This is a genomic window from Neobacillus niacini, from assembly GCF_000759675.1.
Classification (GTDB): domain Bacteria; phylum Bacillota; class Bacilli; order Bacillales; family Cytobacillaceae; genus Neobacillus; species Neobacillus niacini_A.
The window spans coordinates 1-22686 of sequence record NZ_BAWM01000139.1 but is presented as its reverse complement, the minus strand read 5'-3'; the positions used below and the strand labels follow the sequence as shown (position 1 = coordinate 22686).

17 protein-coding genes, 16 tRNA genes, 1 rRNA gene and 1 pseudogene are annotated in these 22686 nt (G+C 38.4%); all 35 read right to left on the bottom strand.

Annotated elements, in window-relative coordinates; genetic code table 11:
* Positions 1 to 182: 182 nt before the first annotated feature.
* A complete protein-coding gene (locus tag TR08_RS25315; RefSeq protein ID WP_045522971.1) occupies positions 183 to 1673 on the bottom strand; it encodes a pentapeptide repeat-containing protein in 1491 nt (496 codons plus the stop codon).
* Positions 1674 to 2087: 414 nt separating this feature from the next.
* Positions 2088 to 3677 (bottom strand): class I adenylate-forming enzyme family protein, encoded by a 1590-nt coding sequence (locus tag TR08_RS25310; protein WP_045522969.1) that lies wholly within the window; start codon positions 3675 to 3677, stop codon positions 2088 to 2090.
* Between the two features lie 284 nt (positions 3678 to 3961).
* Positions 3962 to 4162: pseudogene (locus TR08_RS25305) on the bottom strand (transposase); the annotation flags it as partial.
* 347 nt (positions 4163 to 4509) lie between these two features.
* A complete protein-coding gene (locus TR08_RS25300; protein ID WP_045522965.1) occupies positions 4510 to 5520 on the bottom strand; it encodes a Rieske 2Fe-2S domain-containing protein in 1011 nt (336 codons plus the stop codon).
* Between the two features lie 136 nt (positions 5521 to 5656).
* Positions 5657 to 6145, bottom strand: coding sequence for a PaaI family thioesterase (locus tag TR08_RS30560; RefSeq protein ID WP_052427629.1), 489 nt, complete (start codon positions 6143 to 6145; stop codon positions 5657 to 5659).
* Positions 6146 to 6188: 43 nt separating this feature from the next.
* Positions 6189 to 7634 carry an NAD-dependent succinate-semialdehyde dehydrogenase gene (locus TR08_RS25290; protein ID WP_045522963.1) on the bottom strand — a complete coding sequence of 482 codons (1446 nt, stop codon included), beginning with the start codon at positions 7632 to 7634 and terminating at the stop codon, positions 6189 to 6191.
* A 44-nt stretch (positions 7635 to 7678) separates the two neighbouring features.
* Complete coding sequence (locus tag TR08_RS25285) at positions 7679 to 8797, bottom strand: zinc-binding dehydrogenase (protein WP_045522962.1); 1119 nt, start codon at positions 8795 to 8797, stop codon at positions 7679 to 7681.
* A gap of 515 nt (positions 8798 to 9312) precedes the next feature.
* Positions 9313 to 10728, bottom strand: a complete 1416-nt coding sequence (locus TR08_RS25280; RefSeq protein WP_045523213.1) for an aldehyde dehydrogenase family protein — start codon at positions 10726 to 10728, stop codon at positions 9313 to 9315.
* A 527-nt stretch (positions 10729 to 11255) separates the two neighbouring features.
* Entirely contained in the window at positions 11256 to 12119 is an 864-nt protein-coding gene (locus TR08_RS25275) for a hydroxymethylglutaryl-CoA lyase (RefSeq protein ID WP_045522960.1), read from the bottom strand.
* An 18-nt stretch (positions 12120 to 12137) separates the two neighbouring features.
* Positions 12138 to 13310, bottom strand: coding sequence for an acyl-CoA dehydrogenase family protein (locus TR08_RS25270; protein WP_045522958.1), 1173 nt, complete (start codon positions 13308 to 13310; stop codon positions 12138 to 12140).
* A gap of 24 nt (positions 13311 to 13334) precedes the next feature.
* Positions 13335 to 14546: a CaiB/BaiF CoA transferase family protein gene (locus tag TR08_RS25265; RefSeq protein WP_045522956.1), complete on the bottom strand. Its 1212-nt coding sequence runs from the start codon at positions 14544 to 14546 to the stop codon at positions 13335 to 13337.
* 47 nt (positions 14547 to 14593) lie between these two features.
* Positions 14594 to 15376, bottom strand: coding sequence for an enoyl-CoA hydratase/isomerase family protein (locus TR08_RS25260; protein ID WP_045522954.1), 783 nt, complete (start codon positions 15374 to 15376; stop codon positions 14594 to 14596).
* 85 nt (positions 15377 to 15461) lie between these two features.
* Positions 15462 to 15839 carry a carboxymuconolactone decarboxylase family protein gene (locus TR08_RS25255; RefSeq protein WP_045522953.1) on the bottom strand — a complete coding sequence of 126 codons (378 nt, stop codon included), beginning with the start codon at positions 15837 to 15839 and terminating at the stop codon, positions 15462 to 15464.
* Positions 15840 to 15934: 95 nt separating this feature from the next.
* Positions 15935 to 16255 carry a PaaI family thioesterase gene (locus tag TR08_RS25250; RefSeq protein ID WP_274521056.1) on the bottom strand — a complete coding sequence of 107 codons (321 nt, stop codon included), beginning with the start codon at positions 16253 to 16255 and terminating at the stop codon, positions 15935 to 15937.
* A gap of 165 nt (positions 16256 to 16420) precedes the next feature.
* Complete coding sequence (locus TR08_RS25245) at positions 16421 to 17368, bottom strand: NAD(P)-dependent oxidoreductase (RefSeq protein ID WP_045522950.1); 948 nt, start codon at positions 17366 to 17368, stop codon at positions 16421 to 16423.
* Positions 17369 to 17476: 108 nt separating this feature from the next.
* Positions 17477 to 17827 (bottom strand): Rieske (2Fe-2S) protein, encoded by a 351-nt coding sequence (locus TR08_RS25240; protein ID WP_045522948.1) that lies wholly within the window; start codon positions 17825 to 17827, stop codon positions 17477 to 17479.
* Between the two features lie 10 nt (positions 17828 to 17837).
* Entirely contained in the window at positions 17838 to 18914 is a 1077-nt protein-coding gene (locus TR08_RS25235) for an amidohydrolase family protein (protein ID WP_045522945.1), read from the bottom strand.
* Positions 18915 to 19246: 332 nt separating this feature from the next.
* Positions 19247 to 19915 carry a GntR family transcriptional regulator gene (locus TR08_RS25230; protein ID WP_045522942.1) on the bottom strand — a complete coding sequence of 223 codons (669 nt, stop codon included), beginning with the start codon at positions 19913 to 19915 and terminating at the stop codon, positions 19247 to 19249.
* A gap of 598 nt (positions 19916 to 20513) precedes the next feature.
* Positions 20514 to 20594, bottom strand: a tRNA-Leu gene (locus TR08_RS25225).
* Positions 20595 to 20617: 23 nt separating this feature from the next.
* A tRNA-Leu gene (locus TR08_RS25220) sits at positions 20618 to 20703 on the bottom strand.
* Positions 20704 to 20742: 39 nt separating this feature from the next.
* Positions 20743 to 20813: transfer RNA gene (locus TR08_RS25215), tRNA-Cys, on the bottom strand.
* A 6-nt stretch (positions 20814 to 20819) separates the two neighbouring features.
* A tRNA-Gly gene (locus TR08_RS25210) sits at positions 20820 to 20894 on the bottom strand.
* Positions 20895 to 20898: 4 nt separating this feature from the next.
* Positions 20899 to 20973: transfer RNA gene (locus TR08_RS25205), tRNA-Gln, on the bottom strand.
* Between the two features lie 31 nt (positions 20974 to 21004).
* Positions 21005 to 21080: transfer RNA gene (locus tag TR08_RS25200), tRNA-His, on the bottom strand.
* A 15-nt stretch (positions 21081 to 21095) separates the two neighbouring features.
* Positions 21096 to 21169 (bottom strand) — tRNA-Trp (locus TR08_RS25195).
* A 5-nt stretch (positions 21170 to 21174) separates the two neighbouring features.
* Positions 21175 to 21259 (bottom strand) — tRNA-Tyr (locus tag TR08_RS25190).
* A gap of 24 nt (positions 21260 to 21283) precedes the next feature.
* Positions 21284 to 21359 (bottom strand) — tRNA-Thr (locus TR08_RS25185).
* A 25-nt stretch (positions 21360 to 21384) separates the two neighbouring features.
* Positions 21385 to 21460, bottom strand: a tRNA-Phe gene (locus tag TR08_RS25180).
* A 25-nt stretch (positions 21461 to 21485) separates the two neighbouring features.
* A tRNA-Asp gene (locus TR08_RS25175) sits at positions 21486 to 21562 on the bottom strand.
* A gap of 3 nt (positions 21563 to 21565) precedes the next feature.
* A tRNA-Met gene (locus TR08_RS25170) sits at positions 21566 to 21639 on the bottom strand.
* Between the two features lie 177 nt (positions 21640 to 21816).
* Positions 21817 to 21892, bottom strand: a tRNA-Val gene (locus TR08_RS25165).
* Between the two features lie 41 nt (positions 21893 to 21933).
* Positions 21934 to 22008, bottom strand: a tRNA-Glu gene (locus TR08_RS25160).
* 21 nt (positions 22009 to 22029) lie between these two features.
* A tRNA-Ser gene (locus TR08_RS25155) sits at positions 22030 to 22121 on the bottom strand.
* Between the two features lie 9 nt (positions 22122 to 22130).
* A tRNA-Asn gene (locus TR08_RS25150) sits at positions 22131 to 22205 on the bottom strand.
* 156 nt (positions 22206 to 22361) lie between these two features.
* A 5S ribosomal RNA gene (rrf, locus tag TR08_RS25145) occupies positions 22362 to 22477 on the bottom strand.
* Between the last annotated feature and the right edge of the window lie 209 nt (positions 22478 to 22686).

Genomic DNA, 22686 nt, shown 5'->3' with positions numbered 1-22686 from the left:
AATTTAAGCTCAGAATAAGGCTTTATTCCGGCTTCATTCCGTATCAAAGTCTGCTTCAACACTGCCCAATATTAAATTTATTTTCTTTCTCTTCTTTTCCAGTATCCTTCCATAATACAGGGTATCCGGGATTGTTCTTAGGTAATCTAAACGAAAAAGCAAATCATTCTTCAGTCGATGGATCAACCTTTTGACCCAACATAACAAATTTTTTGGTTTATTGTTTTTAGTATTTCTTCAATTCCATTATGAACTAATTCATTATCTTTCTTCATATTTGAAACATCTAGCATATGTGATATTAAAAAATCTTTAGATAATCGTTCAAAAAATATATTACCATCAGTTAAAATTGGTACCAAAAGATAATTATTATTTCTATCATAGTCTTTAATTGTACGTTCAATATTATAAAGTAAATCAATATTTACTTTAGTCAAATGACCTGAAAAGACACAAAATACAATATCAAATAATGAAAGGATTTGCCTGAATAGAATTGAATTTCCGAAATTACTGCAAATAGGTAACCTCCAGCTAAGTATATTATTATTTTTTAGTATATTTGACATTTCATCCACGATATACTCGTCTTCAGGTGCATAAATAAACAAACATGTGTGCTGTGAATAAATACTAGAATCCCTTGAAAATTTTTCTAACTTAGGTATTCCGCATCTCTCCAAAAACTCTTCACCATTTGCTGATAACGACAACCTCTTTATCGTTTTATAATCTACACTGCTAGGGCCTAGATGAACTGTCTTATCTAACTTCTCGTTTAGAGTCAAATCAATATCGCTAAGTAAAGTTTGGCCAAATACTGCACCATCAAGATTAGATTTATACAATTTAGCTTTATAGAGATTTGTTTTAAGTAACCATGCCCTAGTGAAGTCACATTGAGCAATATTAGATTCAGTTAAATCCGTGCCTACTAAATTTGCTTGAATAAAGCTTGCTTCTATCGCTTCGACACCTTGTAATTTTGCCTTCATAAGGTTGGAATGATCTAAACAAGCTTTTTGTAATTGAGCATAGGAGAGATTAGCCGCTGTTAGATCGGCGTAGCTCAAATTAGCACCCTCAAAGTTAACATTTGCAAAATTGGCTGATGTCCCAATTTCATCAAACATTTTTAAATCTGCATTCCATTCACTAGCCCAGCCTAAATATACTCTTGACAAGTTTGCGTTTTTCATGTGGGCTCCACGCATATCCGCATGCCACATGTTACTGAAAGTAAGATTGGCATTTTCAAATGAGGAAGTGCGTAAATCAGCCCCTCTTAAATCTGCATTCATAATACTTGCGTTATTAAAATTGGCTATTCCATGATGTGCCGATGCCCTTCGCAGATCAGCTTCAACCATTGTAGCGCCTGAAAAATCAGTATCCGTTAAGTCAGATTCACGCAAAATAACATTAGTTAAATCGGCATTCCTAAATCTCGCACCATCCAGATTTGCTTTCCAGAGATTTGTGCGGACTAACTTTACTTCATCAAGAATAGCTTCTGAAAGATTAGCCCCTTGAAGAGGATAACCACTTAAATCAAAGCCCCTTAGGTCAGCATTCTTAAGATCTAAACGAGCACCTTTATTCATAGATTGCCATTGAATAACCGCCTTTAACCCTTCGGCTAGAATTTTTAAATGTTCAGTACTTGCCATATTAATCACCGTCTTTAAGAGTTTTTAAGAGGATGGAGTCTCATTCCGGAAATCCTGCATGCACATGCCGAGGAAACTGCCAAACGTACTTACACGTATCTGGAGTTCCTCGACAAGTTGCTGCAGGGAAAGATTATCGCCATTGCATACTGTTTCTTAGTAATGAAGGCGCTTACGAAAACTAATTCAAACATCTCTATCGTGAATATCAGTTGAAACGCCTTTGTTCAATCTTTTATGCCTTCTAGCGCAACTCTTCATAAGGGCTCACTCTTTGAATCTATTCCTTGTTGATTCGATTCTGCTAAAGAAGAACCCTTTTTCATCTATTCAGCTTAAAGTACTCTTGTTGGGGAAATTAACCTTAATTATCAAAAAAACAAATACTTAACAGTAATAAAAACTTACTACTGATTAACTATTTACTTCTTCTATATTAAAGAGATCATAGTATTCTTTCCTTAATTCATGCTTTTGAACCTTTCCACTCGCTGTTATTGGCAATTCTTTGACAAAGACGATTTTTTTAGGGACTTTAAATCCAGATAATCGTTCTTTACAAAAATCAAGCAACTCTTTTTCTTCAAGTGATTCTCCTTCATTTAATTTAGCGAATATTGTAATTGCTTCACTCCAACGTTCATGAGGTAATCCAACAGCGGCACATTCAGCTACTTTAGTATGGTTTCTAACAACTAATTCTACTTCAACTGATGCTACATTTTCTCCGCCCGTCTTAATCATGTCTTTCTTGCGATCAACGAACCATACAACATTATCTTCATCTATATAACCAAGATCACCAGAATGGAACCATCCATATTCAAAAGCACTTGAAGTTGACTTAGGATCCTTGAAATAACATGTCATTGATTGAGGACCACGGTATACTATTTCTCCAATCTCTCCAGGAGGCAAAAGATTACCATGATCATCCATTATTTTAGCGCTTTGAGCAACAACTGGTGGCCCCCACGCACTGGTTGATCCTTGTTCGGGTCGTTGGGCTGCATTCGGTGGGTTAAACTCCGTCTGTCCTGAAATCAATATAATATCAGCATTATTAAAAACAGATTTAACCTGTTTATGTCTTGATTGTGGTAAAGTAGCGATAGCGCATACACATAATCTCATTGAAGAAAAATCTCTTCCTGAAAGACCGGGTTGATCTGAAATTTCAAGCCACATCGGAGCAGAAAGCATCGTCCAAGTCGTCCTATATTGCTCCATCGCATTCAATATGTGCGATGCATTATACTGTCTAATCAACACATTTGTACCACCTACCAAAATGTTTGGCAGAAGTATACAGGTTAATCCCCCTACGTGGAATAATGGCAATACAACTACTGAGGAATCATTATGATCCAGTTTATATTGCAAAGATGTCCCCAGAGTTGAAATATAAATAGCTAGGTGGCTTGTTTGTACTCCCTTTGGTTTTGAAGTTGTTCCTGATGTGTACATTAATTGGAATGTATCTCTATCTTCAATAACGACTTCAACTTCTGAAATATCCCCAGACACCAGTTGTGAGAATGGGAAAATCTTCTTTCCACCCAACATAAACTCTTCTTCGACTTCTGTCATGTAGAGTTCTTGTAAAGAAGGAACTAGTTCTATTAAACTATTCAATTTTTCCTTCGAGCTTTGTGTAAAAACAATAACTTTGGTTTCAGATTGATTTAATTGGTAAGCGAGGTTGTCAATTGCCAGCTTTATATTAAGAGGCATGACGACTAAACCAGACTTAGCACATGCAAAATAAGTTATTACGAATTCATGTGTATTTTCGCACATTGTTGCGACAATATCACCCTTTTGAAAACCCTTTTGAAGAAGAGTGCGTGCTACCTGATTTACTTTTTCATTGAATTGCTTATATGTTAATGTGACATCCCCATCTACTATCGCAATTTTATTGGGGAAACGTTCGGTAGTTCTATAGAGCATATCTCCTACGCAAACCCTTTGAATAAGGTTTGTTTCTAAAGTACTTAACATTCATACATCCCCCATTCACGGAATTTAATAATTATAAACCTGAATTATTCATACCTTCTTTATGGTAATGATTTAATCAAAAATCAATTGCATTTTTAAACTTTGAAAGAATTATGTTCTTCTTTCTTGTTAAAAGTAGCACTCCTAAAATTAGGAACTGAAAATGGTCATTTTTAAGCAGACTACTCCCTTGGTATAACACATTGATTTTTTTAAGTGTCATTTGAATGGGTTATTCAGTTATTCAATCTGTAAGTGTTGAATTCTGCAAAGTCTCTGAACTAATGAATTTTATCGAGGAGCTCTTGATTGGCCTGTTTTAATTGTTCGATAGATGTTGGATCAAACCGTCTAAAGAAGCGAGATAAACTTGGTTGTGAAACTAACGCAGGTGTCCCTATAATTTGAGTAAACACAGGATCATTGGTTAGCTGTTCAGCAGCGTCATCATCTGAATAGCCGGCAATCATTTGATAAATCTTTTGCGGTAATTGCGGTAAAGTAGCCATTATAAGAATCCTTTCTGTGGTTATTTCATCGAAGTTTTAACCGTATCAGAAATGGATTCTTTTTTCATTTATTTCATGCAATAAATATTAACGAGAAAGCTGATTAGATAGGCGAAATTAGCTTATTTTAGAAATTCTGTGAATAATTCAGGATAAAGTAGTATAAAAGGTCTCCGCACGATTCGTGAGAAATTTCCAGAGTTAATTTCTCTTTATCGACTATTCTGAAAATAGATTTAATTGAACGTTAATAATGGATTGTGCAGAGACCTCGTACTACGAAATATCATTCTAACATTGATCAAATAGCAATAAGGCAACCACTAATTTTGAACTTCTTCTTTTGCCGGATAAAATTGATCGCACCATTTACGAAGATCCGAATAGGCTTTCGCTTCTTCAGCAACGAGAGGCGCACGTTTAACATAAAGCATATTCTCCCAAATAGGTACATCAAAATCTGTAAGTCTAAATTGCTCATCAACCGCTTTTTTTGCTTTTCCAGAAAGTTCATCTTTGTTGTCCCCATATTTTTTACTAACCCAGCATGAGGCTCTAATATCAGAATACTCTTCATCAATTGGAGTAATATTTAGTGCGTTTACCAAATCAAAATATTTAACGAGTCGGAAATTTATCAGTCCAACGCCCCATGCCTCAACCTCCAGGTCCCCCCAAATGGTTCCATCTGGTGTGAGATCAGAAGGCTTTTTACCATAAGGGTATTTATGAATCAGATGAGCATGATGACCTTTTATTTCCATAAGCTCAACTTTTGGCGTTTCTGGAGCACGATGAACAAATCGGAAATGGGCAATATCTGCTGCATTTTCTGCAAGAAATTGTGGATGAACACGAACCTTACCCCAAGTATACGTTCCACCGGGCTCACATTTGTAGAAGTTATCATCCTCTGCTTCAGGAATTACCGGTGGTTCCCATGCAGGCGGCTTACCCTCGCTGTCATACCAGGTTAAAATAGCTTCGTTTACTTCTCTGACTTCCCATGTTTTTATCGACTTTGCCCGATTTACTCTTTCACTGTAAGGAACTTCAACATTTTTTCCTTCACAATCCCATAACCATCCGTGGAAAGGGCAGCGAATATTTTCATTTTCAACGCATCCACCAACACCAAGATGTGCTCCCAGGTGCGGACAATGTGCATCCATTAAATAAAGTTTTCCGGACTCTCCCCGATAACAAACCAAATCTTGACTGAAATATCTCATGCTTTTTGTTTCTTTTAGCTTTATTTCACTAGACCATGCAATTTGATACCATCCTGTCGCAAATGCTGCGTGCGGAAAATTTCTTTCTACAAATGTAGCCATTTAGATCCTCCTCTTAGTTAATTTCTTTTTAATTAATGGTAATATTTCAACTATTGAAAAAGACATTATAAGTTTGGCGTTTGTTAAGATATGGCGAACCGTTCAACAACTACGTTTCTCCTTTAAATCACCCCTTTCAAGATTTATTTGGATTTCTTTGGACAAATGTACCTGTGCTATAAGATATCAAGATACCTTCCTCATTTTCTAAACGACATTCACATAAGATATGTCTTCCCGCTTTTCCAACTACTTTGGACTTTGCTTGAAAAACCTTTCCGTGTCCTGGGTTTATATAGTTTGTTTTCATTTCCAATGTAACAACGTCTCCATATAATTGAAGGAGCATAAAACCCATAGTAACATCGGAAATTGTTGCCTGTGCTCCCCCTTGCAAAACTTGAAATGTATTTAAAAGATGAGGTTTTGCCTCAATCTCTGAAATAAATACATCTCCCTCAAATCCTAAGAAATTCATACCTACAAAATTGCCAAAAAAATGGATGCCATTTTCTTTCGTTTTTTGTATGCTTTCCTCCAAATGCTGACGAATAACGCTTGCTTCCTCTTCCATTAATTTAGAGTTTTTTATTTTGTAATTTTCCAAAGAATAATTAGTTTTCAAAAGGAACACCTCTCTTGACTTTAGTTGAAATAATATATTGCCGTTAAGAGAGTCTCATAGATAAGTATTTTGTTTCCAAAAATGCTTCAAGTCCTTGATAACCTCCTTCTTTTTCAAGACCACTTTGTTTAAATCCTCCAAATGGAGCTTCTGCCACACTTGGTTGAGAATCATTAATACCAATAATTCCATATTCTAAAGATTCTGATATGCGTGTAACACGATTGACGTCATTTGTAAAAAAGTAAGCAGCTAGACCAAACGAAGTATTATTTGCTCTACTAAGAACTTCTTCCTCAGTTTTAAAACTCATAAAAGATGTCACTGGACCAAAAGTTTCCTCCCTATTTACCAACATGTCCTCCGTAGTATTTGTGAGTAATGTTGGTGAATAGAAGAAACCTCTTTTTAAATTCCCTTCAGTTAATTGTTTACCCCCAATCATTAACGTCGCTCCTTTGGAGACAGCATCATCTACATGTTTGGCAACTTTCTCTATCGCTTGCATATCAATTAAAGGCCCAACATTAACACCCTCATCTATTCCGTAGCCAACACTTAATTTTTGCATTTCATTAATAAAGATTTTTGTGAATTCGTCAATTACGGATTCTTGAACATACACGCGGTTCGTACAAATGCATGTTTGACCTGCATTCATATATTTATTACTTAATAATGCTTTTGCTGCACTCTTTAAATTCGCATCTTCAAAAACGATAAATGGAGCGTGACCACCTAACTCAAGGGAAATTCGTTTTACTGTATCAGAGGCATTACGATAAATGATTTTCCCTACTTCAGTAGAACCCGTAAATGTAACTTTAGATACATTGATATGAGTACTTAACTCTGTACCAACCTCAATAGGGTCACCACAGACTAAGTTAGCTACACCTCGGGGTAATGAAACTTCTTCAAAAATTTTAAAAATAGCCACTGCACTTAAAGGTGTTTGTTCTGCTGGTTTTATAACCACTGTACACCCAGCTGCTAATGCTGGAGCAATTTTACGAGTGATCATTGCAGATGGGAAGTTCCAAGGTGTGATCGCCCCCACAACCCCAACTGGTTGTTTAATGGTAAGTAGTCTTTTTCTTCCTGAGCTTGAAGGTAAGGTATCCCCATAAACACGTTTTGCCTCTTCTGCATACCATTGAACAAAACTAGCAGCATAAAGTACTTCTCCTATTGCTTCCTCTAGCGGTTTTCCGTTTTCAGCTGTTATTAATTGTGCTAACTCCTCTTTACGAGATACCATTTTCTGATAAATTCCATTTAAATACCTTGCTCTTTTAAAAGGCGATAAAGCAGACCATTCTGGGAAGGCTTTCTTTGCTGCTTCAATAGCATCTTGGGCATCTTCTTTACCACCTAGTGGAACTGTTCCTACTACTTCTCTAGTAGCTGGATTGATAACTTCAAAAGTTTTATTCGTTCGCGCAGATACCCACTCTCCATTAATAAAATTCAAATAGTTTTTAGACATAATGTTAATCCTCCAATTAATTTTATATTATTAGAGATAGGTCTTTACTCATCTGATGTCATAATAATAGATGCTCTAGTAACCCTACGTTCTGCAGCTAGTTCAAAAGCATAATTAATATCTTCTAGTTTAAATTTTGAACCAAATAATTTTTGGTAAGGATACTTATCTTTTGTCCTACTGATGAAATCCAAAGACTCTTTTAATTCTTGAGGCTCATATGTTGATACACCTATAATTGATCTGTTACCGAAAACTAATTTTGATGGCTCAATTTCTACCTTTGCGCCTTTAGTAATATTACCTACTACTAGATAACGACCTGATAAAGAAAGCATTTTTAATCCTTCATCAATAGCCTGAGGAATACCTACAAGCTCAACAACAACATCTGCACCGAGGCCATTAGTCAATTCTTTAACTGCTTTAACCCTTGAACGTGAATCTTTATATTCTTCCATATTAATAACCTCATCAGCCCCAAACTCTTTTACAAGTTCCAACCTCTCTTTTACACCATCTATCACGATTACTTGATGGGCGCCCATTTCCTTGGCGACTGCTGTTGCATAAATGCCCAATCCACCAGCACCTTGAATAACAATCGTTTCACCAAAAGATAAGTTAACCCTTTTCAAACCATAGATCAGTTGTGCTGTTGCACAATTGATCCCAGATACTATTTCGTCTTCCAAATTCTCTGGTATCTTAAAAATTACATGGTTAGGTTTTAAATAAAAGTAATCACCATATCCCCCTACGAAATGAGGGGATTGATCGCAATCTTCTGTCATGGCCATTGTCCGATTATAGCAACTTACTGTCTTGCCCTTTAGACAATTAGCACATTTACCACAATTGTAAAAATATTGAAAGACAACCCTATCTCCAACTTGAAGTGTTTTTCCACTTGAATCCTTATTAACACCCTCTCCCAAACTATGAACTTTTCCAACCATTTCATGACCCAAAACGGTTGGTAATTTACCTCCTGCACTACTTAAATCAAACCCCCCATTCCACGCGTGGAGATCTGATCCACAAATATTACACATAGATACTTTAATAATTACTGCACCTGGTTCTGGATTCGGCACCTTATATTCTCGAATTTCCATTGGTGAGTTTGGTTTTGAAAAAACAGCCACTCTTCCTGTAGTCATAAATACCCTCCTAAAAAAATGTTCAAATTATCATAATTTCAGAGTTTAATTTCTAAAAACGTAAGTTTCTATTTTCTAATTTTAATCCTTAGTTACTTTAATCTTTATATATATTCACAGAATATTCAATGATTTTTTATCTTTTACTCACTCAGATTATCTTAACCATTTCAATAAACCCTTCCTTTAAATCTTTAACAATATCTTTATATTATTTTATAGAATCTTTCTAAACTATAGAGAAGGATAGAGAAATAATCCTTTTCTAGTTTGTTTATTACGAAAACTCCACTTCGTGGGACATGTTCAACAAACTCATCAGTGCTTTACGAATAGGGACCAGCAATTTCCGTAGCAATAACTTCAGATATTCCTTGTGATAACGTTATTGACATGGAAAATAGGAATTAAATCTACAAATTTGGCAGTGCGATAAACGTTTACATTTCCCATCTAAAGAACTTCCAATTCATCCTTCGAGTGTATCGACAAAATGTACAGAATATATCTACTAATTACAAATTAAAAACCACAACTTTTAGCTCAGTCATATCTTCAATTGCATATCGCGGGCCTTCCCGGCCAATTCCACTATTCTTCACTCCACCATAAGGCATTAGATCGGCACGATAGGTAGAAGTATCATTGACAATGACTCCGCCCATATGGAGCTGTTGGGTTGCTTTCATCGCAATGTTCAAGTTATTAGTAAAAATACCAGCCTGTAATCCATACTCCGTAGCATTGGCCATATCGATCGCCTCATCAATATCATTATAAGGAATGACTGTTACGACAGGACCAAAAACCTCTTGACACACTACCTTCAATTCCGGTTTTACATCAGTTAAAATGGTCGGATAGAAGATCGCGCCTTCCCTTTTTCCTCCAGCAATCAACTTAGCCCCTTGCTTAACAGCCTCTCGGACCCAATTTTCAACTCTGGTTGCTTCCTTTACATTAATCATCGGACCAATATCTGTACGTTCATCATAAGGGTTGCCAACAATCAAACCTTCGGTAAAAGTTTTCAACTCATTGAGGAATAGAGTTAACACCGGACGCGCGACATAGATTCGCTGCACTGAGATGCAAGCTTGGCCCGCAGTAGAGAACCCACGAAGAGCACAAAGCTGTGCAGCCTGTATAATATCTGCATCTTCATGAACAATGTTAGGCGAGTTATTTCCTAATTCAAGAGAAACTCTGCGCAATCCGCTTTTCGCCTTGATATATTCACCCACTTCTGCACTCCCCGTGAACGTATATTTACCAATCCGCTTATCTTCCAGAAGCCAATCTCCCATCTGACTGCCAGAACCGGTGATAATATTAAGGTGGCCTGGAGGAAGTCCCGCTTCCGTTAGGATTTCAGCAAGAAGGAAGGCTGATAAGGGCGTTGCCGATGCGGGCTTCAGCACAACCGTATTGCCAGCTGCCAGTGCGGGCGCAACTTTGTGAGCAGCCAAGTTTAACGGAAAGTTAAATGGAGTAATGGCCCCGATGACCCCAATCGGTATGCGAACCGTATAACACATCCTATTTTCCGAGCCCGGTGAAGCCGATAACGGAAGTACTTCTCCATATATGCGCTTAGCTTCCTCTGCAGAAAGCAAGAGTGTTTGGACAGCTCGGTCCACTTCTCCTCTTGCGTCTTTAATGGTTTTTCCTACCTCTTGAACCAAGGCTAAAGCCATTTCTTCCTTTCTTTCCGCTAGAATCCGTGAAGATCTTTCTAAAATCTCATACCGTTGAAACGGGGAAATTTCTTTTCTTCTGAAGGCAGATTCTGCTACACCAACTGCTTCAAAAACATGATCCTTTGTTGCTTTTGCCGTAACTGCTACTATCTCCCCCGTAAATTTGTCATACACTGGGATCTTTTCTTCTGTTTCTACAAATTGACCATTAATCAACAAATCATATTTCATAACTTCCGACAATTTAATCCCCCCTAGATTAAAAAATGCAATCTAGCACACTCAAAAATTCTTCCGTTTTTTTATATAATATATTGTCGATAATATTCTTATTTATTAGATCGTAATATATATTTTGAATTTTGTAAATATTTAAATCACTTTGTTCCCTTTGTATTTTTAATTAAATTATTATTAATTAAAAATATATGGACCCCTGATCAAACGGATTAATAAAATTCATTCGAAATTAAGCTTTATTTTCCACAACCGGCATGGGCAATCCCAGCTCTTCTAGTATCAATGGGGTAGTATTCCAGCACATCGAACGCACAGGAGACTCACTGATTAACTATATAAGATCCCATTCAGCGAATGAAGAAAGTGGACACTAACACCACAAAATGGTTATAAAATCATAAAGCTAATTGTTAATGGGATCATATAGATGGAATTTCCACTCAAAATTGAGGAGAAGTATCTTTTTCAAGAGTGTAATGCACTGCATTCGAATATAGAAAAACTCTTATCATATAAAGCTACATAGATCGAGTTGAAAGTGATTTGGCAAATGGCACGATTTGCTTTATTTTTTCGAAGGAAATACCAGTTTCAATTCCCATTTCAGATGTCATCAAAAGTAACTCTTCTGTAGCCAAGTTACCTGTCGCGCCAGGAGTGTATGGACAGCCTCCGAGACCACCGATCGAGCTATCAAACTTTTCAACTCCAGATTGGATGGCTGCAATCGTATTGGCTAGGGCCATATTCCATGTATTATGGAAATGACCAACAAAAACAGTATCTGGATAGAGTTCTCGTAATCTGGAAAAGCGTTCATAAACCATTTGCGGATTCGCATGTCCGTTTGTGTCCCCAATTACGATTTCATCAGCACCTAACTCCACAAATCTCTGACAGACATGATTCACTTCTTCAAACGTTACTTCTCCCTGATAAGGGCATGTGAATGCCATGGAGATATACGCTCGAATGAATAACCCGTGTTCCTTAGCCCTCAAGAAAATTGCTTCACACTCAGCCAAGGATTCTTCAGTTGTTTTATTGATGTTTTTTTGATTAAATATAGTACTAGCTCCGATAAATACTGCAATTTGCCTGACCTTGGCTGCAATAGCCCTATCGAGTGCTTTCAAATTGGGAGTAAGTGCAATATACTCTATCCCTAACCTATTACAGTAGTCAGAAATTTCATCAGCATCAGCCATTTGAGGTACCCATTTCGGACTGACGAATGCGGTAGTCTCAATTCGAGAAAATCCCGCATCAGCCAGTTTTTTAATCAGTTCTTTTTTATTAGACGTCGAAACAGGTTCAGGTTCATTTTGAAGTCCGTCACGAGGCCCTACTTCGATAATTTCAATTCTCTCCGGAAAATTCACAGTACCCCTCCGATCTAATTAATAGGATCTAGGTAACCCAAGGACATGTTCCGCCACATATGACAAAATCATATTGGTGGAAATCGGAGCAACTTGATATAATCTTGTCTCCTTGAATTTTCTTTCTACATCGTATTCCTCAGCAAAACCAAAACCACCATGTGTTTGAAGTGCAACATTGGCTGCTTCCCAAGAAGCATCAGCAGCGAGGAGTTTAGCCATATTTGCTTCTTTACCACACGGGAGCCCAGCATCAAATAATTCAGCTGCACGATACCTCATGAGGTTGGCGGCCTCTAGATTAATGTAAGATTTGGCAATTGGAAATTGAATTCCCTGATTCTGACCGATTTGACGTTTGAAAACAACTCTCTGTTTTGCATATTCAGTTGCTCGATCAATGAACCAATATCCATCCCCGATACATTCCGCAGCAATTAGAATTCGCTCTGCGTTCATTCCATCCAAAATATACTTGAATCCTTTACCCTCTTCTCCTATAAGATTCCCTACAGGAACTTCTAAATTATCAATAAACAATTCTGTGGTAGCATGATTCATCATTGTACGTATTGGACTAATTGTTATGCCGTTCCCTACTGCTTCTTTCAAGTCAACCAGTAGGACTGACAAGCCTTCTGTTCTTTTTTTTACTTGTTCAATTGGTGTGGTTCGAACTAAAAGAAGCATTAGATCAGAATGTTCCGCCCTTGAAATGAATACTTTTTGCCCATTTACCACATAGTTATCGCCTTCGCGTACCGCAGTCGTTGTTAATTGGGTCGTGTCAGATCCAGTATTCGGTTCTGTGACACCAAAAGCTTGAAGACGTAATTTGCCATCTGCTATTTTGGGTAAATACTTCTTTTTTTGTTCATCAGAACCATGGCGTAATAGTGTACCCATCGTATACATTTGTGCATGGCAAGCGCCCGCATTAGCCCCCGATAAATTGATTTCCTCCATAATAATTGAGGCTTCTGTTAGCGATAACCCGGAACCACCATATTCTTCCGGAATTAGGGCTGCCAGAAATCCAGATTGGGTTAATGCATTTACAAAATCTTCAGGATATGCTTCCTGCTTATCTAAATTTCTCCAATATTCATCAGGGTAATTTTTACAGATTGCTCTAACACTACTACGCAGTTCATCATGAAATGTTTGTTTTTCCAATGTTTGATTCTTCATCTTATCATCTCTCCATTTCATTCTTTATTCTATAATCCCTTTTCTTGAAAACCCTTCCAGTTCTAATTGCGTAACGCCATAACGTCTTAATACCTCATTTGTATGTTCACCCAATTTTGGGGCACCTGTACGCAACTCAGGAGGTGTTTTTTTCATTCTGATTGGCAGCCGTGGAATTTTAATGGATCCAACGGAAGAGTGTTTTACAGCTGGCATCATATTTAACAGTTGAAGATGTGGATCATCCATGACTTGGGATACTCTTTGAATCCTAGAACAAGGTACACCAGCCATATTAAGACGCTCTAGCCAATAGGAACATGATTCATTGGAAAAACATTCATTTAACAAATTATCAAGCTCATTTCGATGAACAATACGATCACTATTATGGATAAACCTTGGATCTTCTGCCCATTCCGCATGATCCAATGCCTGAAGCAACCTTCCAAATAAAGAGTTATTCGATATACCCAGTAATAACAAATCATCTTTTGTCTGGTAAGACCCATAAGGGGCAAAGGCTGCATGAGATGTCCCTTGTGGAACTGGATCTTGCTGAGTTGCCTGATAAGAAGTTAAATGATAATTCATCCAATACACGCCTGTTTCATATAGAGAAGTTCCGATTAATTGCCCGTACCCTGTTTGTTCACGGTGATATAACGCTGACAAGATTCCAATTACACTCCACATCCCACTACCTGCATCAAGGATAGAAACTCCTGCTCGAGATGGCTCTTCCTGCCTTGATCCAGTAATGCTCATAATACCCGTCCTTGCCTGAAGCACAGCATCATATCCGGGATTCACAGAATCTGGACCCTCTTCCCCATAAGCGGACAAGGAACAATAAATGAGTTGTGGATTCTCCTTACAAAGTGATTCCCCATCTAACTGGTATTTGTGCAATACCCCCCGGCGGAAATTCTCCACAACTACATCAAACTGTCTTGCTAGCCGTCGGATAATGTCCTGTCCCTCTTCGGTGCTGATATCGATCACCACTGACTGCTTATTACGGTTAATTGCTAAGAAATAGGAAGATTCCCCCTGTATATAAGGTCCCATTCCACGTGCATCGTCACCTCGTTTTGGTCGTTCCACCTTTACCACCTCGGCCCCCATGTCAGCCAAAATGACCGTAGCACTTGGTCCCGAAATGTTGCTGGTTAAATCAAGTACACGAATACCTGAAAGTGGTCCACTTGTTTTCGGTTGAGATTCTCTCGACATGCTCCCCTCTCCTTTTTTTAAAATGTTTCTGCTAAATAAGAAACCTACTATTTCCCTATAAAACGTGGAGAACGCTTCTCTACAAAAGCTAGAACACCTTCTTGTCTGTCCTCAGTATCCACGCACCGATTATAAAACTCCAACTCGCGATCCCTAGCAGATTTGTCATCCATCCCGAATATTTCATCAACTGATGCTTTACAATTCTGAACAGCCAAAGGCGCATTTTTTGCAATCGCTTCTGCAAGCTCCAATGCATGTGAAAATAGAGTATCCGAGTCGGTTAAACGATTAATAAAGCCTGTCTCGTTAGCTTCTTGAGCACTAACAAATCGCCCTGTGCAAAGCCATTCCTTCGCACGATGCACTCCGATACGTCTAGGCAACAAACGGCTCCCTCCTCCCCCAGGCATTATTCCGCGCGTTACTTCAGGAAAACCAAATATTGCAGTTTTGGCAGCGACGATCATATCGCAGTTAATTACAATTTCTGCTCCTCCAGCTACTGCATACCCATCAACAACGGCAATAACAGGCTGAGGAAGATCATTAATACTGTTGAACATATTTTCGAATAACTTGTGCTGGTCCCGCCATTCATTTTCTGTCAGATCATTACGCTCCTTAAGATCGGCTCCCGAACAAAAAGACTTTTTATTTGAAGAACTTAGTAAAACAACCCTTGCATCACTAATAGAAATCGATTTAAATGCTTTTAACAGCTGATGAGCCATTTCCGTATTAAAGGCATTTCGAGATTCAGGCCGATCGAGTACCACATTTGCAATATGACCTTCGACCCCTATATAACTTAAATGAACAAACTCCATAAAATTACACTCCTTCCACCCAGTTCGCAATTTTTGGATGTTAGTTATTTTGGGTTAGGTATTTTTGACAACTTCTAATACTAGTTCATATTTCTTCTTCATTTAAAACTTCTTGAGCTATCCGAAAACTTTCAACTCCTGCAGGCACTCCACAATAAATTATAGATTGCAGGAAAATCTCCTGAATTTCCGCTTGAGTCACTCCGTTCCGTATAGCACCCTTGATATGCAGCCTTAATTCATGAGGACGATTGAGAGCCGTTAACATGGCAAGATTAATCATACTCCTAGTTTTACGCGGAAGATTAGGTCTTCCCCATACCTCCCCCCAACAATATTCAGTAACTAGTTCTTGCATAGGGCGATTAAAATCAGTTGCGTTTTTAATAGATTTTTCAACATACTCAGCACCAACCACTTCAGTCCGGATTTTAAGCCCCTCTTCGTATCTATCCTTATTCATATAAATATTTCTCCCTTCTATCTATTCAATTTCCTAATTAACGTAATAATCAGATAATAATTTTCGAAATAGGAAATTATTATTCTACAAATCCATTAAGAATCTATTCTTTCATCATCAACAATATAGAAGGTTCCGAGAGAGTGTGCCACTATTTCTACATTCTCATCAAGGATTTGACATTGTATGACCACCGTTTGCCTTCCCCAATGAAATAATTCCGTTTTTGCGGCTAACTTGGCTCCTTTACCTTTTTTTATGAAATTCATCTTCATCTCTAGTGTAAAAACCTTTTGTTTCTCCTTTAACTGATCCAATATTCGATAACCAATTGCTACGTCGGCTAGTGAATATATAGCTCCACCTTGGGTTACACCAAATGTATTGGTGTTAGTATCGCTTAATATCATTTCTATAACGCCCTGTTCATTCCAATTAATGCCGATAAGCCTTCCAAATTATGTAGTCTTTCGTGAGACCTTTTTAAATTGTCATCAATTGGGGTAAATCAAGTGTGTACAATTTTTCGGTTATTTTTTGTATGATTAATTCTGTATTATCCTTTACCATTCTTACTCCCTTTACTTTCTCTGGCCTTGTAAATCAATGAATTGTGAGATTTCCTCATCTGTCCCTATCTTTTCAGTAGATTTAATTTCAACTCCCGCCATTTGTTCAACTACTTTTGCAATTGCTGTATGGTCCAAATCTCCCCCATAGGTAACTCCTTTTTTCCATAGCTGCAGCACTGCTTCAGAAATGCCCAGTGGTAGGTCTTGATCTTGAGCTAAAGAAAGTGCAATGCTGATGTCTTTATACATGAGGTCGATTGTAAATCCTACCTCAAACTTCCGATTCAAAACTTGTTGAGGAAATTTCACTTCGCTTGAATGACTTCTTCCACTGCTATTATTTATCACTTTAAGCATCTTTTCAGGGTCCAATCCCATTTTGACTCCTAGCGCCAATGCTTCAGCTGTAATACCTAAAGTTGTTGCACAAAGCAGATTGTTTATCGCCTTGATCGTATGACCAGCCCCTAATTCACCTACCAGTATAATTGTAGTGCCAATTTGATTTAATATCGGAAGGACCCTTGAAAATACAGCCTCTTCCCCTCCTACCATGATGGAAAGTTCTCCGGTTTCTGCCTTTTTTACTCCACCACTAATCGGAGCATCTATTATGCTTATTCCATTTTCATAGAGCACTTTTCCAATGTCACGGGTCACTTCTGGAAGAGATGTAGTCATTTCAATAAGTGTGCTTCCAGGTTTAAACCCTTTGATCAAACCTTCATTCCCTAACACAACCTCTTTTACTATCTCAGCATTCGGTAATACAGTAATAATAATTTCATTCTTAGCGGCAAGTGCTTGTGGATTGGTAGCTGCTTCTGCCCCATACGCCACAAACTCCTGAATAATTTGTGGATTTTTGTCGTAAATGGAGATTCGGTTCCCCTCTTGAAGTAATCGTTTTGCAATTCGGCCTCCCATATTCCCTAATCCTATCAGTCCTACCTTCATGCACACTCATCCCCCTATATATTTGCCGGCTCTCATTTCTGGAAAGGTGCTATAAATTATATTTGCTTATTAATAGTTACTTATTTGGAAACACACGGGTATCTTCATTTACATCTTGATATACACATCATTTTCGATTACTTCAACTGGATATGTTTTTACTTTCCGTTTGCTGATACCAAATAAAGATTCTCCAGTTTTTAAATCAAATTCCCACCCATGCCAGGGACACTTCAACACTTCGCCTTCCATACCAAATTTAAAATCGCACGGATCACTTGGAAGCATAGTACCGCCTACCACGCCTTTACAGATAGGCGCAAGCTTGTGGGGGCATTGATTTCTTATAGCATACACATGGCCATTTTCAAAAAATACACCTATTGTAATTTCATTTATATCTACTAATAAGGCTTTTCCATTTGTCAATTGATCCATTGTACAGACAAGATACTCCATATTATCCTCCTTAATCTAATGAGAAAAATTCAGCGGCTGTATCATGAAATATTCGTTGTTTTAATTCTTCCGGAATAGACGTAAACGTATGATCAGGAAAATCATTATCCCAATGCGGATAATCCGTACTAAACATTAATGTTTTTTCTGCCTGAATCATTTCAAAAATTTGCATGAGATACTTGTTCTTATTTGGCTCCTCCACAGGTTGTGAAGTTAAACGAACCTTATCTAACACGATTTGACTCGGTTCCTCTGTAATCCATGGAATTTCTTTTCTAAATCCTCTCCAATTCTGATCCATTCTCCAGAGTACATGGGGTAGCCAACTATATCCAAATTCGGCTAAAACAACTTTTAAATTAGGGAATTTCACAAAAGTACCTTCAAAAACTAGGCTATTTAATTGGGCCATGCCGATCTGTGGAAAGCTGGTATGCCTCTCTATATAAGTGCTTGGCACCCCACCCGCAAATTGAAGACTAGTTGAGAATCCTCCTTCAGTACCTGTTGGATGCAGGAAAATCGGGAGTCCACATTCCTGAGCTGCATCATAAATGGGATGATAATGTTGGTTTCCCATCAAGATATTAAATAATGGCATAAATATTGCAACTACACTTTTATTTTGCGCAACTCGACGTATCTCTTTAGCTGCTTCAATAGGATTATGAACTGCGATGCATGCTGCCAATTTATACCTTGGATCTACTGTTAACCACTCATTAATCATGAAGTCGTTAAATGCTCTTGCTAAAGCAATAGCTTCATTTGAATTAGGTAAAGACACCAATTTTCCAGCCTGAATGGATGAAAGGATAGCATGCTTTATGTTATAGCGATCCAATAATTGACTGCTTACATAAGTAGGATCCGACCCAGGTTCTCCTCCATTTGGCGGTATTTCATCGATTCGATTGGATGATGCCCGTGCTAACGGTGGTCGTAATGCATGATTAGGCAAAGTGTATCTTCCATCAAAATGTTTTTGCCATGATTGGCTTAAATAAGGTAACAACCCTTTTATATCACCGTTCACCCATGGATGGACATCGGTATCTATAATTCCGGATTTCAAAACAGACATTGTAAATTACCTCCTTTTAAAATATATTGTCGACATTTTCAACGGAAAGATTGCCCCTAAATAATTTATTTAATAGTAAATTACAGATTATCCAAACGAGAAAGCCCATGCATGGGCTAGCCCATCTGTAGGCATGGGATGACAGTTCGGTGGTAGCTTTTGCTACCTCAATTATCTGAAAATATACTATAGATAAATAGACAGGTAAAAGTCTCTAAAACATTGTCGTTCATTGAAAACCAGATATAGTATAAGGTTCGATAGCCTAAGTGGCTTTTATAAGAGAAGCAGTACGCATATATACTCCATGTAAAGTAACGAAATTAATCCTATTAAAATCCTTTTTGTTTCCAAATTTCTAAAGCTCGTTTTTCTTTTCTTTTCAAATGAAACTTTACTTGGGTATAGTTTCGTTCAATAAGCCCATCTACAATACTTTTATATTCCTCGATTGAATGCTCTAGACTTAAAGGATGGGATAGGGACATAAAACGGAATCTGGTGATACGTGTGATTAGATTGGTGTACACTTCCTTTAATACCTCATTTCCCGTTACCTCAAAGAAACTTATTTGAAGCTTTTCCATAAGACTAAAATAATTCCTTATCTTCTTTTGTTCTGCTTCGCTTTCCATTTGTCCTATAAGATCTTTTAAGTAAATTAACTGACTTTCCGAAATGGACTCACTTGCTTTTTCAAGTGCAATTTCTTCAAGACGGTAAATTACATCATATAAATCAAACAGTTCTTTAGAAGTGTAGTTCTTTACGAATACTCCCCGACGGGGACTTCTTTCTACTATTCCTTCCTTTTCTAAAATATATAGTGCTTCCCGAATCGGTGCTCTACTTGTCCCAAAATGTTCAGTTAATTTCATTTCATACAATCGTTCTCCTGGCTTGTATTGTCCTTCAATGATTTCCATTGTAATCGAATCTGCAATTTGTTGGGATAAAGTTCTATTCGCAATTTCATTATCTTTAACTTTGTTAAAAGACATGCCTTACATTCCTTTCAAAGATATAAAATATAATGTATATTGTATATTTTTTATTTATAATGTAAGTATAGTACTAAATAGGATAATTGTAAATATATTTCTTTTGAATTTTCAGATTATTTATAAGGCAATGTTTTTTCTATCGTAACCCTAACTTCCATTCCTCTGACACTCTAAATCATTAATGAAGTAGTTTTCTTGGCATTGATATTTCTGAAGAAACTTCCAGATCTTCTTTTTTCCTTTCTTCATCTTATATATATTTGGATTGGTAAATCCTGTATCTGATTCACTAATTTCCATATTATTCCTAGGGATAAGATAATAAGCACTCTCCTACTATTTATATCTACCTAAGAGCCGATTTCTGTTTTTGACACTCTTCTATTTAAAAGCTTCTTCATCAGTAATTTTTGCATTGACTATTTTCAATTCATCATCAGTAAGCTTTCCTCTTCTGGACATAAAATCCCCTCCAAGCATAAGATTCGAAGCACACGATTTTAACTAATTTCAGTCTTTTGAAGAAAACAAAAAAGACCTCCAACATGAACTGTTGAAAGTCTTGATTCATAAGGCTTGGCTGCCTTATTTCAGATACCGGTGGTCGGGGTCGAACCGACACTCCAGAGGAACACGATTTTGAGTCGTGCGCGTCTGCCAATTCCGCCACACCGGCATAATAAAATTTTGTAAAAATAATGCCGAGGACCGGAATCGAACCGGTACGGTAGTCACCTACCGCAGGATTTTAAGTCCTGTGCGTCTGCCAGTTCCGCCACCCCGGCGCAATAAAATGCGCTATTAAATCTCAAGTGAAAAATTGAAGGCGGCAACCGGATTCGAACCGGTGGTAAAGGTTTTGCAGACCTCTGCCTTACCACTTGGCTATGCCGCCATATTATGGAGCGGAAGACGGGATTCGAACCCGCGACCCCCACCTTGGCAAGGTGGTGTTCTACCACTGAACTACTTCCGCAAATTGGCTGGGCTAGCTGGATTTGAACCAACGCATGTCGCAGTCAAAGTGCGATGCCTTACCGCTTGGCTATAGCCCAATGATATATTGTTTTTTTAATGATGGTTTTATGGGGCGACTGATGGGAATCGAACCCACGAATGCCTGAACCACAATCAGGTGCGTTAACCACTTCGCCACAATCGCCATAATAAAATTAATTGGCAGGGGTAGTAGGAATTGAACCCACACCAAAGGTTTTGGAGACCTTCGTTCTACCTTTAAACTATACCCCTATAAATGGTGGAGGGGGACGGATTCGAACCGCCGAACCCTGAGGGAGCGGATTTACAGTCCGCCGCGTTTAGCCACTTCGCTACCCCTCCACATAGTATGATGTTAATACCAAATGGTGCCGGCTAGAGGACTTGAACCCCCAACCTACTGATTACAAGTCAGTTGCTCTACCAATTGAGCTAAACCGGCAAGCATATAATCAATAGAATAAAAATGGTGGCTCAGGACGGAATCGAACCGCCGACACAAGGATTTTCAGTCCTTTGCTCTACCGACTGAGCTACTGAGCCACAATATTACGCCGTTTAATAAAAATGGCGGTCTGGACGGGACTCGAACCCGCGACCTCCTGCGTGACAGGCAGGCATTCTAACCAACTGAACTACCAGACCGAATTGCGGGGACAGGATTTGAACCTGCGACCTTCGGGTTATGAGCCCGACGAGCTACCGGACTGCTCCACCCCGCGACAATAAAAATTATTACATTTGCTTCATGCCCATAGTTGGTATGGACTGTATCAATCTCAGAAAGCCTATTCAAGCAGCAGCTCGATTGACACAACTCGCAGTTTATTCTGTGAAGTAACGCTCGTTGCTCCACCCCGCGACAATTTGAAGATTATTTTCACTTTGTGAAAAAATCATGGTGGAGGATGACGGGATCGAACCGCCGACCCTCTGCTTGTAAGGCAGATGCTCTCCCAGCTGAGCTAATCCTCCATATTAAGGTGAGTTATTTTACACTACCGAGAAAAAAACTTTGGTGACCCCTACGGGATTCGAACCCGTGTTACCTCCGTGAAAGGGAGGTGTCTTAACCACTTGACCAAGGGGCCATATAATAGTTAGAGTTTTTATGGCGGAGAGCAAGGGATTTGAACCCTTGAGACAGGGTTACCCGCCTACACGATTTCCAATCGTGCTCCTTCGGCCACTCGGACAGCTCTCCATAAAAGAATGGCTCCGCAGGTAGGACTCGAACCTACGACCGATCGGTTAACAGCCGATAGCTCTACCACTGAGCTACTGCGGAATAATAGAATTAATTCCCTAAAACTTGTTTACTTACGTGTGTCCCCACCTCAGAAAGTAACTCAAGGAGCGGCTCGGTGTGTACAACTCGCAGCATATTCATGATGATATGCTCTTCTCTACCACTGAGCTACTGCGGAATAATAATAGAATTGCAGCCTGGCAACGTCCTACTCTCACAGGGACAAAGTCCCAACTACCATCGGCGCTGAGAAGCTTAACTTCCGTGTTCGGTATGGGAACGGGTGTGACCTTCTCGCCATTATTACCAGACTACTTTTCTCAAAGACAATCTTTATTATACTGTCTTTTTGAGATTTTTCAAGAGGTTTTTTAAAAAAAATCATTCCCTCAAAACTAGATAATGCTCAAAGAAGTTGTAAAACGAGTTCGCTTTAAAAAATTGGTTAAGTCCTCGAACGATTAGTATCAGTCAGCTCCACACGTTACCGCGCTTCCACCTCTGACCTATCAACCTGATC

Coding starts and splice junctions, on each gene's coding strand:
- TR08_RS25290 (WP_045522963.1), bottom strand. CDS start 7,634: ATGTCTAAAAACTATTTGAATTTTATTAATGGAGAGTGGGTATCTGCG.
- TR08_RS25245 (WP_045522950.1), bottom strand. CDS start 17,368: ATGAAGGTAGGACTGATAGGATTAGGGAATATGGGAGGCCGAATTGCA.
- TR08_RS25230 (WP_045522942.1), bottom strand. CDS start 19,915: ATGTCTTTTAACAAAGTTAAAGATAATGAAATTGCGAATAGAACTTTA.
- TR08_RS25260 (WP_045522954.1), bottom strand. CDS start 15,376: ATGGAGTTTGTTCATTTAAGTTATATAGGGGTCGAAGGTCATATTGCA.
- TR08_RS25270 (WP_045522958.1), bottom strand. CDS start 13,310: ATGAAGAATCAAACATTGGAAAAACAAACATTTCATGATGAACTGCGT.
- TR08_RS25265 (WP_045522956.1), bottom strand. CDS start 14,546: ATGTCGAGAGAATCTCAACCGAAAACAAGTGGACCACTTTCAGGTATT.
- TR08_RS25235 (WP_045522945.1), bottom strand. CDS start 18,914: ATGTCTGTTTTGAAATCCGGAATTATAGATACCGATGTCCATCCATGG.
- TR08_RS25310 (WP_045522969.1), bottom strand. CDS start 3,677: ATGTTAAGTACTTTAGAAACAAACCTTATTCAAAGGGTTTGCGTAGGA.
- TR08_RS25285 (WP_045522962.1), bottom strand. CDS start 8,797: ATGACTACAGGAAGAGTGGCTGTTTTTTCAAAACCAAACTCACCAATG.
- TR08_RS25280 (WP_045523213.1), bottom strand. CDS start 10,728: ATGAAATATGATTTGTTGATTAATGGTCAATTTGTAGAAACAGAAGAA.
- TR08_RS25315 (WP_045522971.1), bottom strand. CDS start 1,673: ATGGCAAGTACTGAACATTTAAAAATTCTAGCCGAAGGGTTAAAGGCG.
- TR08_RS25300 (WP_045522965.1), bottom strand. CDS start 5,520: ATGGCTACATTTGTAGAAAGAAATTTTCCGCACGCAGCATTTGCGACA.
- TR08_RS25240 (WP_045522948.1), bottom strand. CDS start 17,827: ATGGAGTATCTTGTCTGTACAATGGATCAATTGACAAATGGAAAAGCC.
- TR08_RS25255 (WP_045522953.1), bottom strand. CDS start 15,839: ATGAATAAGGATAGATACGAAGAGGGGCTTAAAATCCGGACTGAAGTG.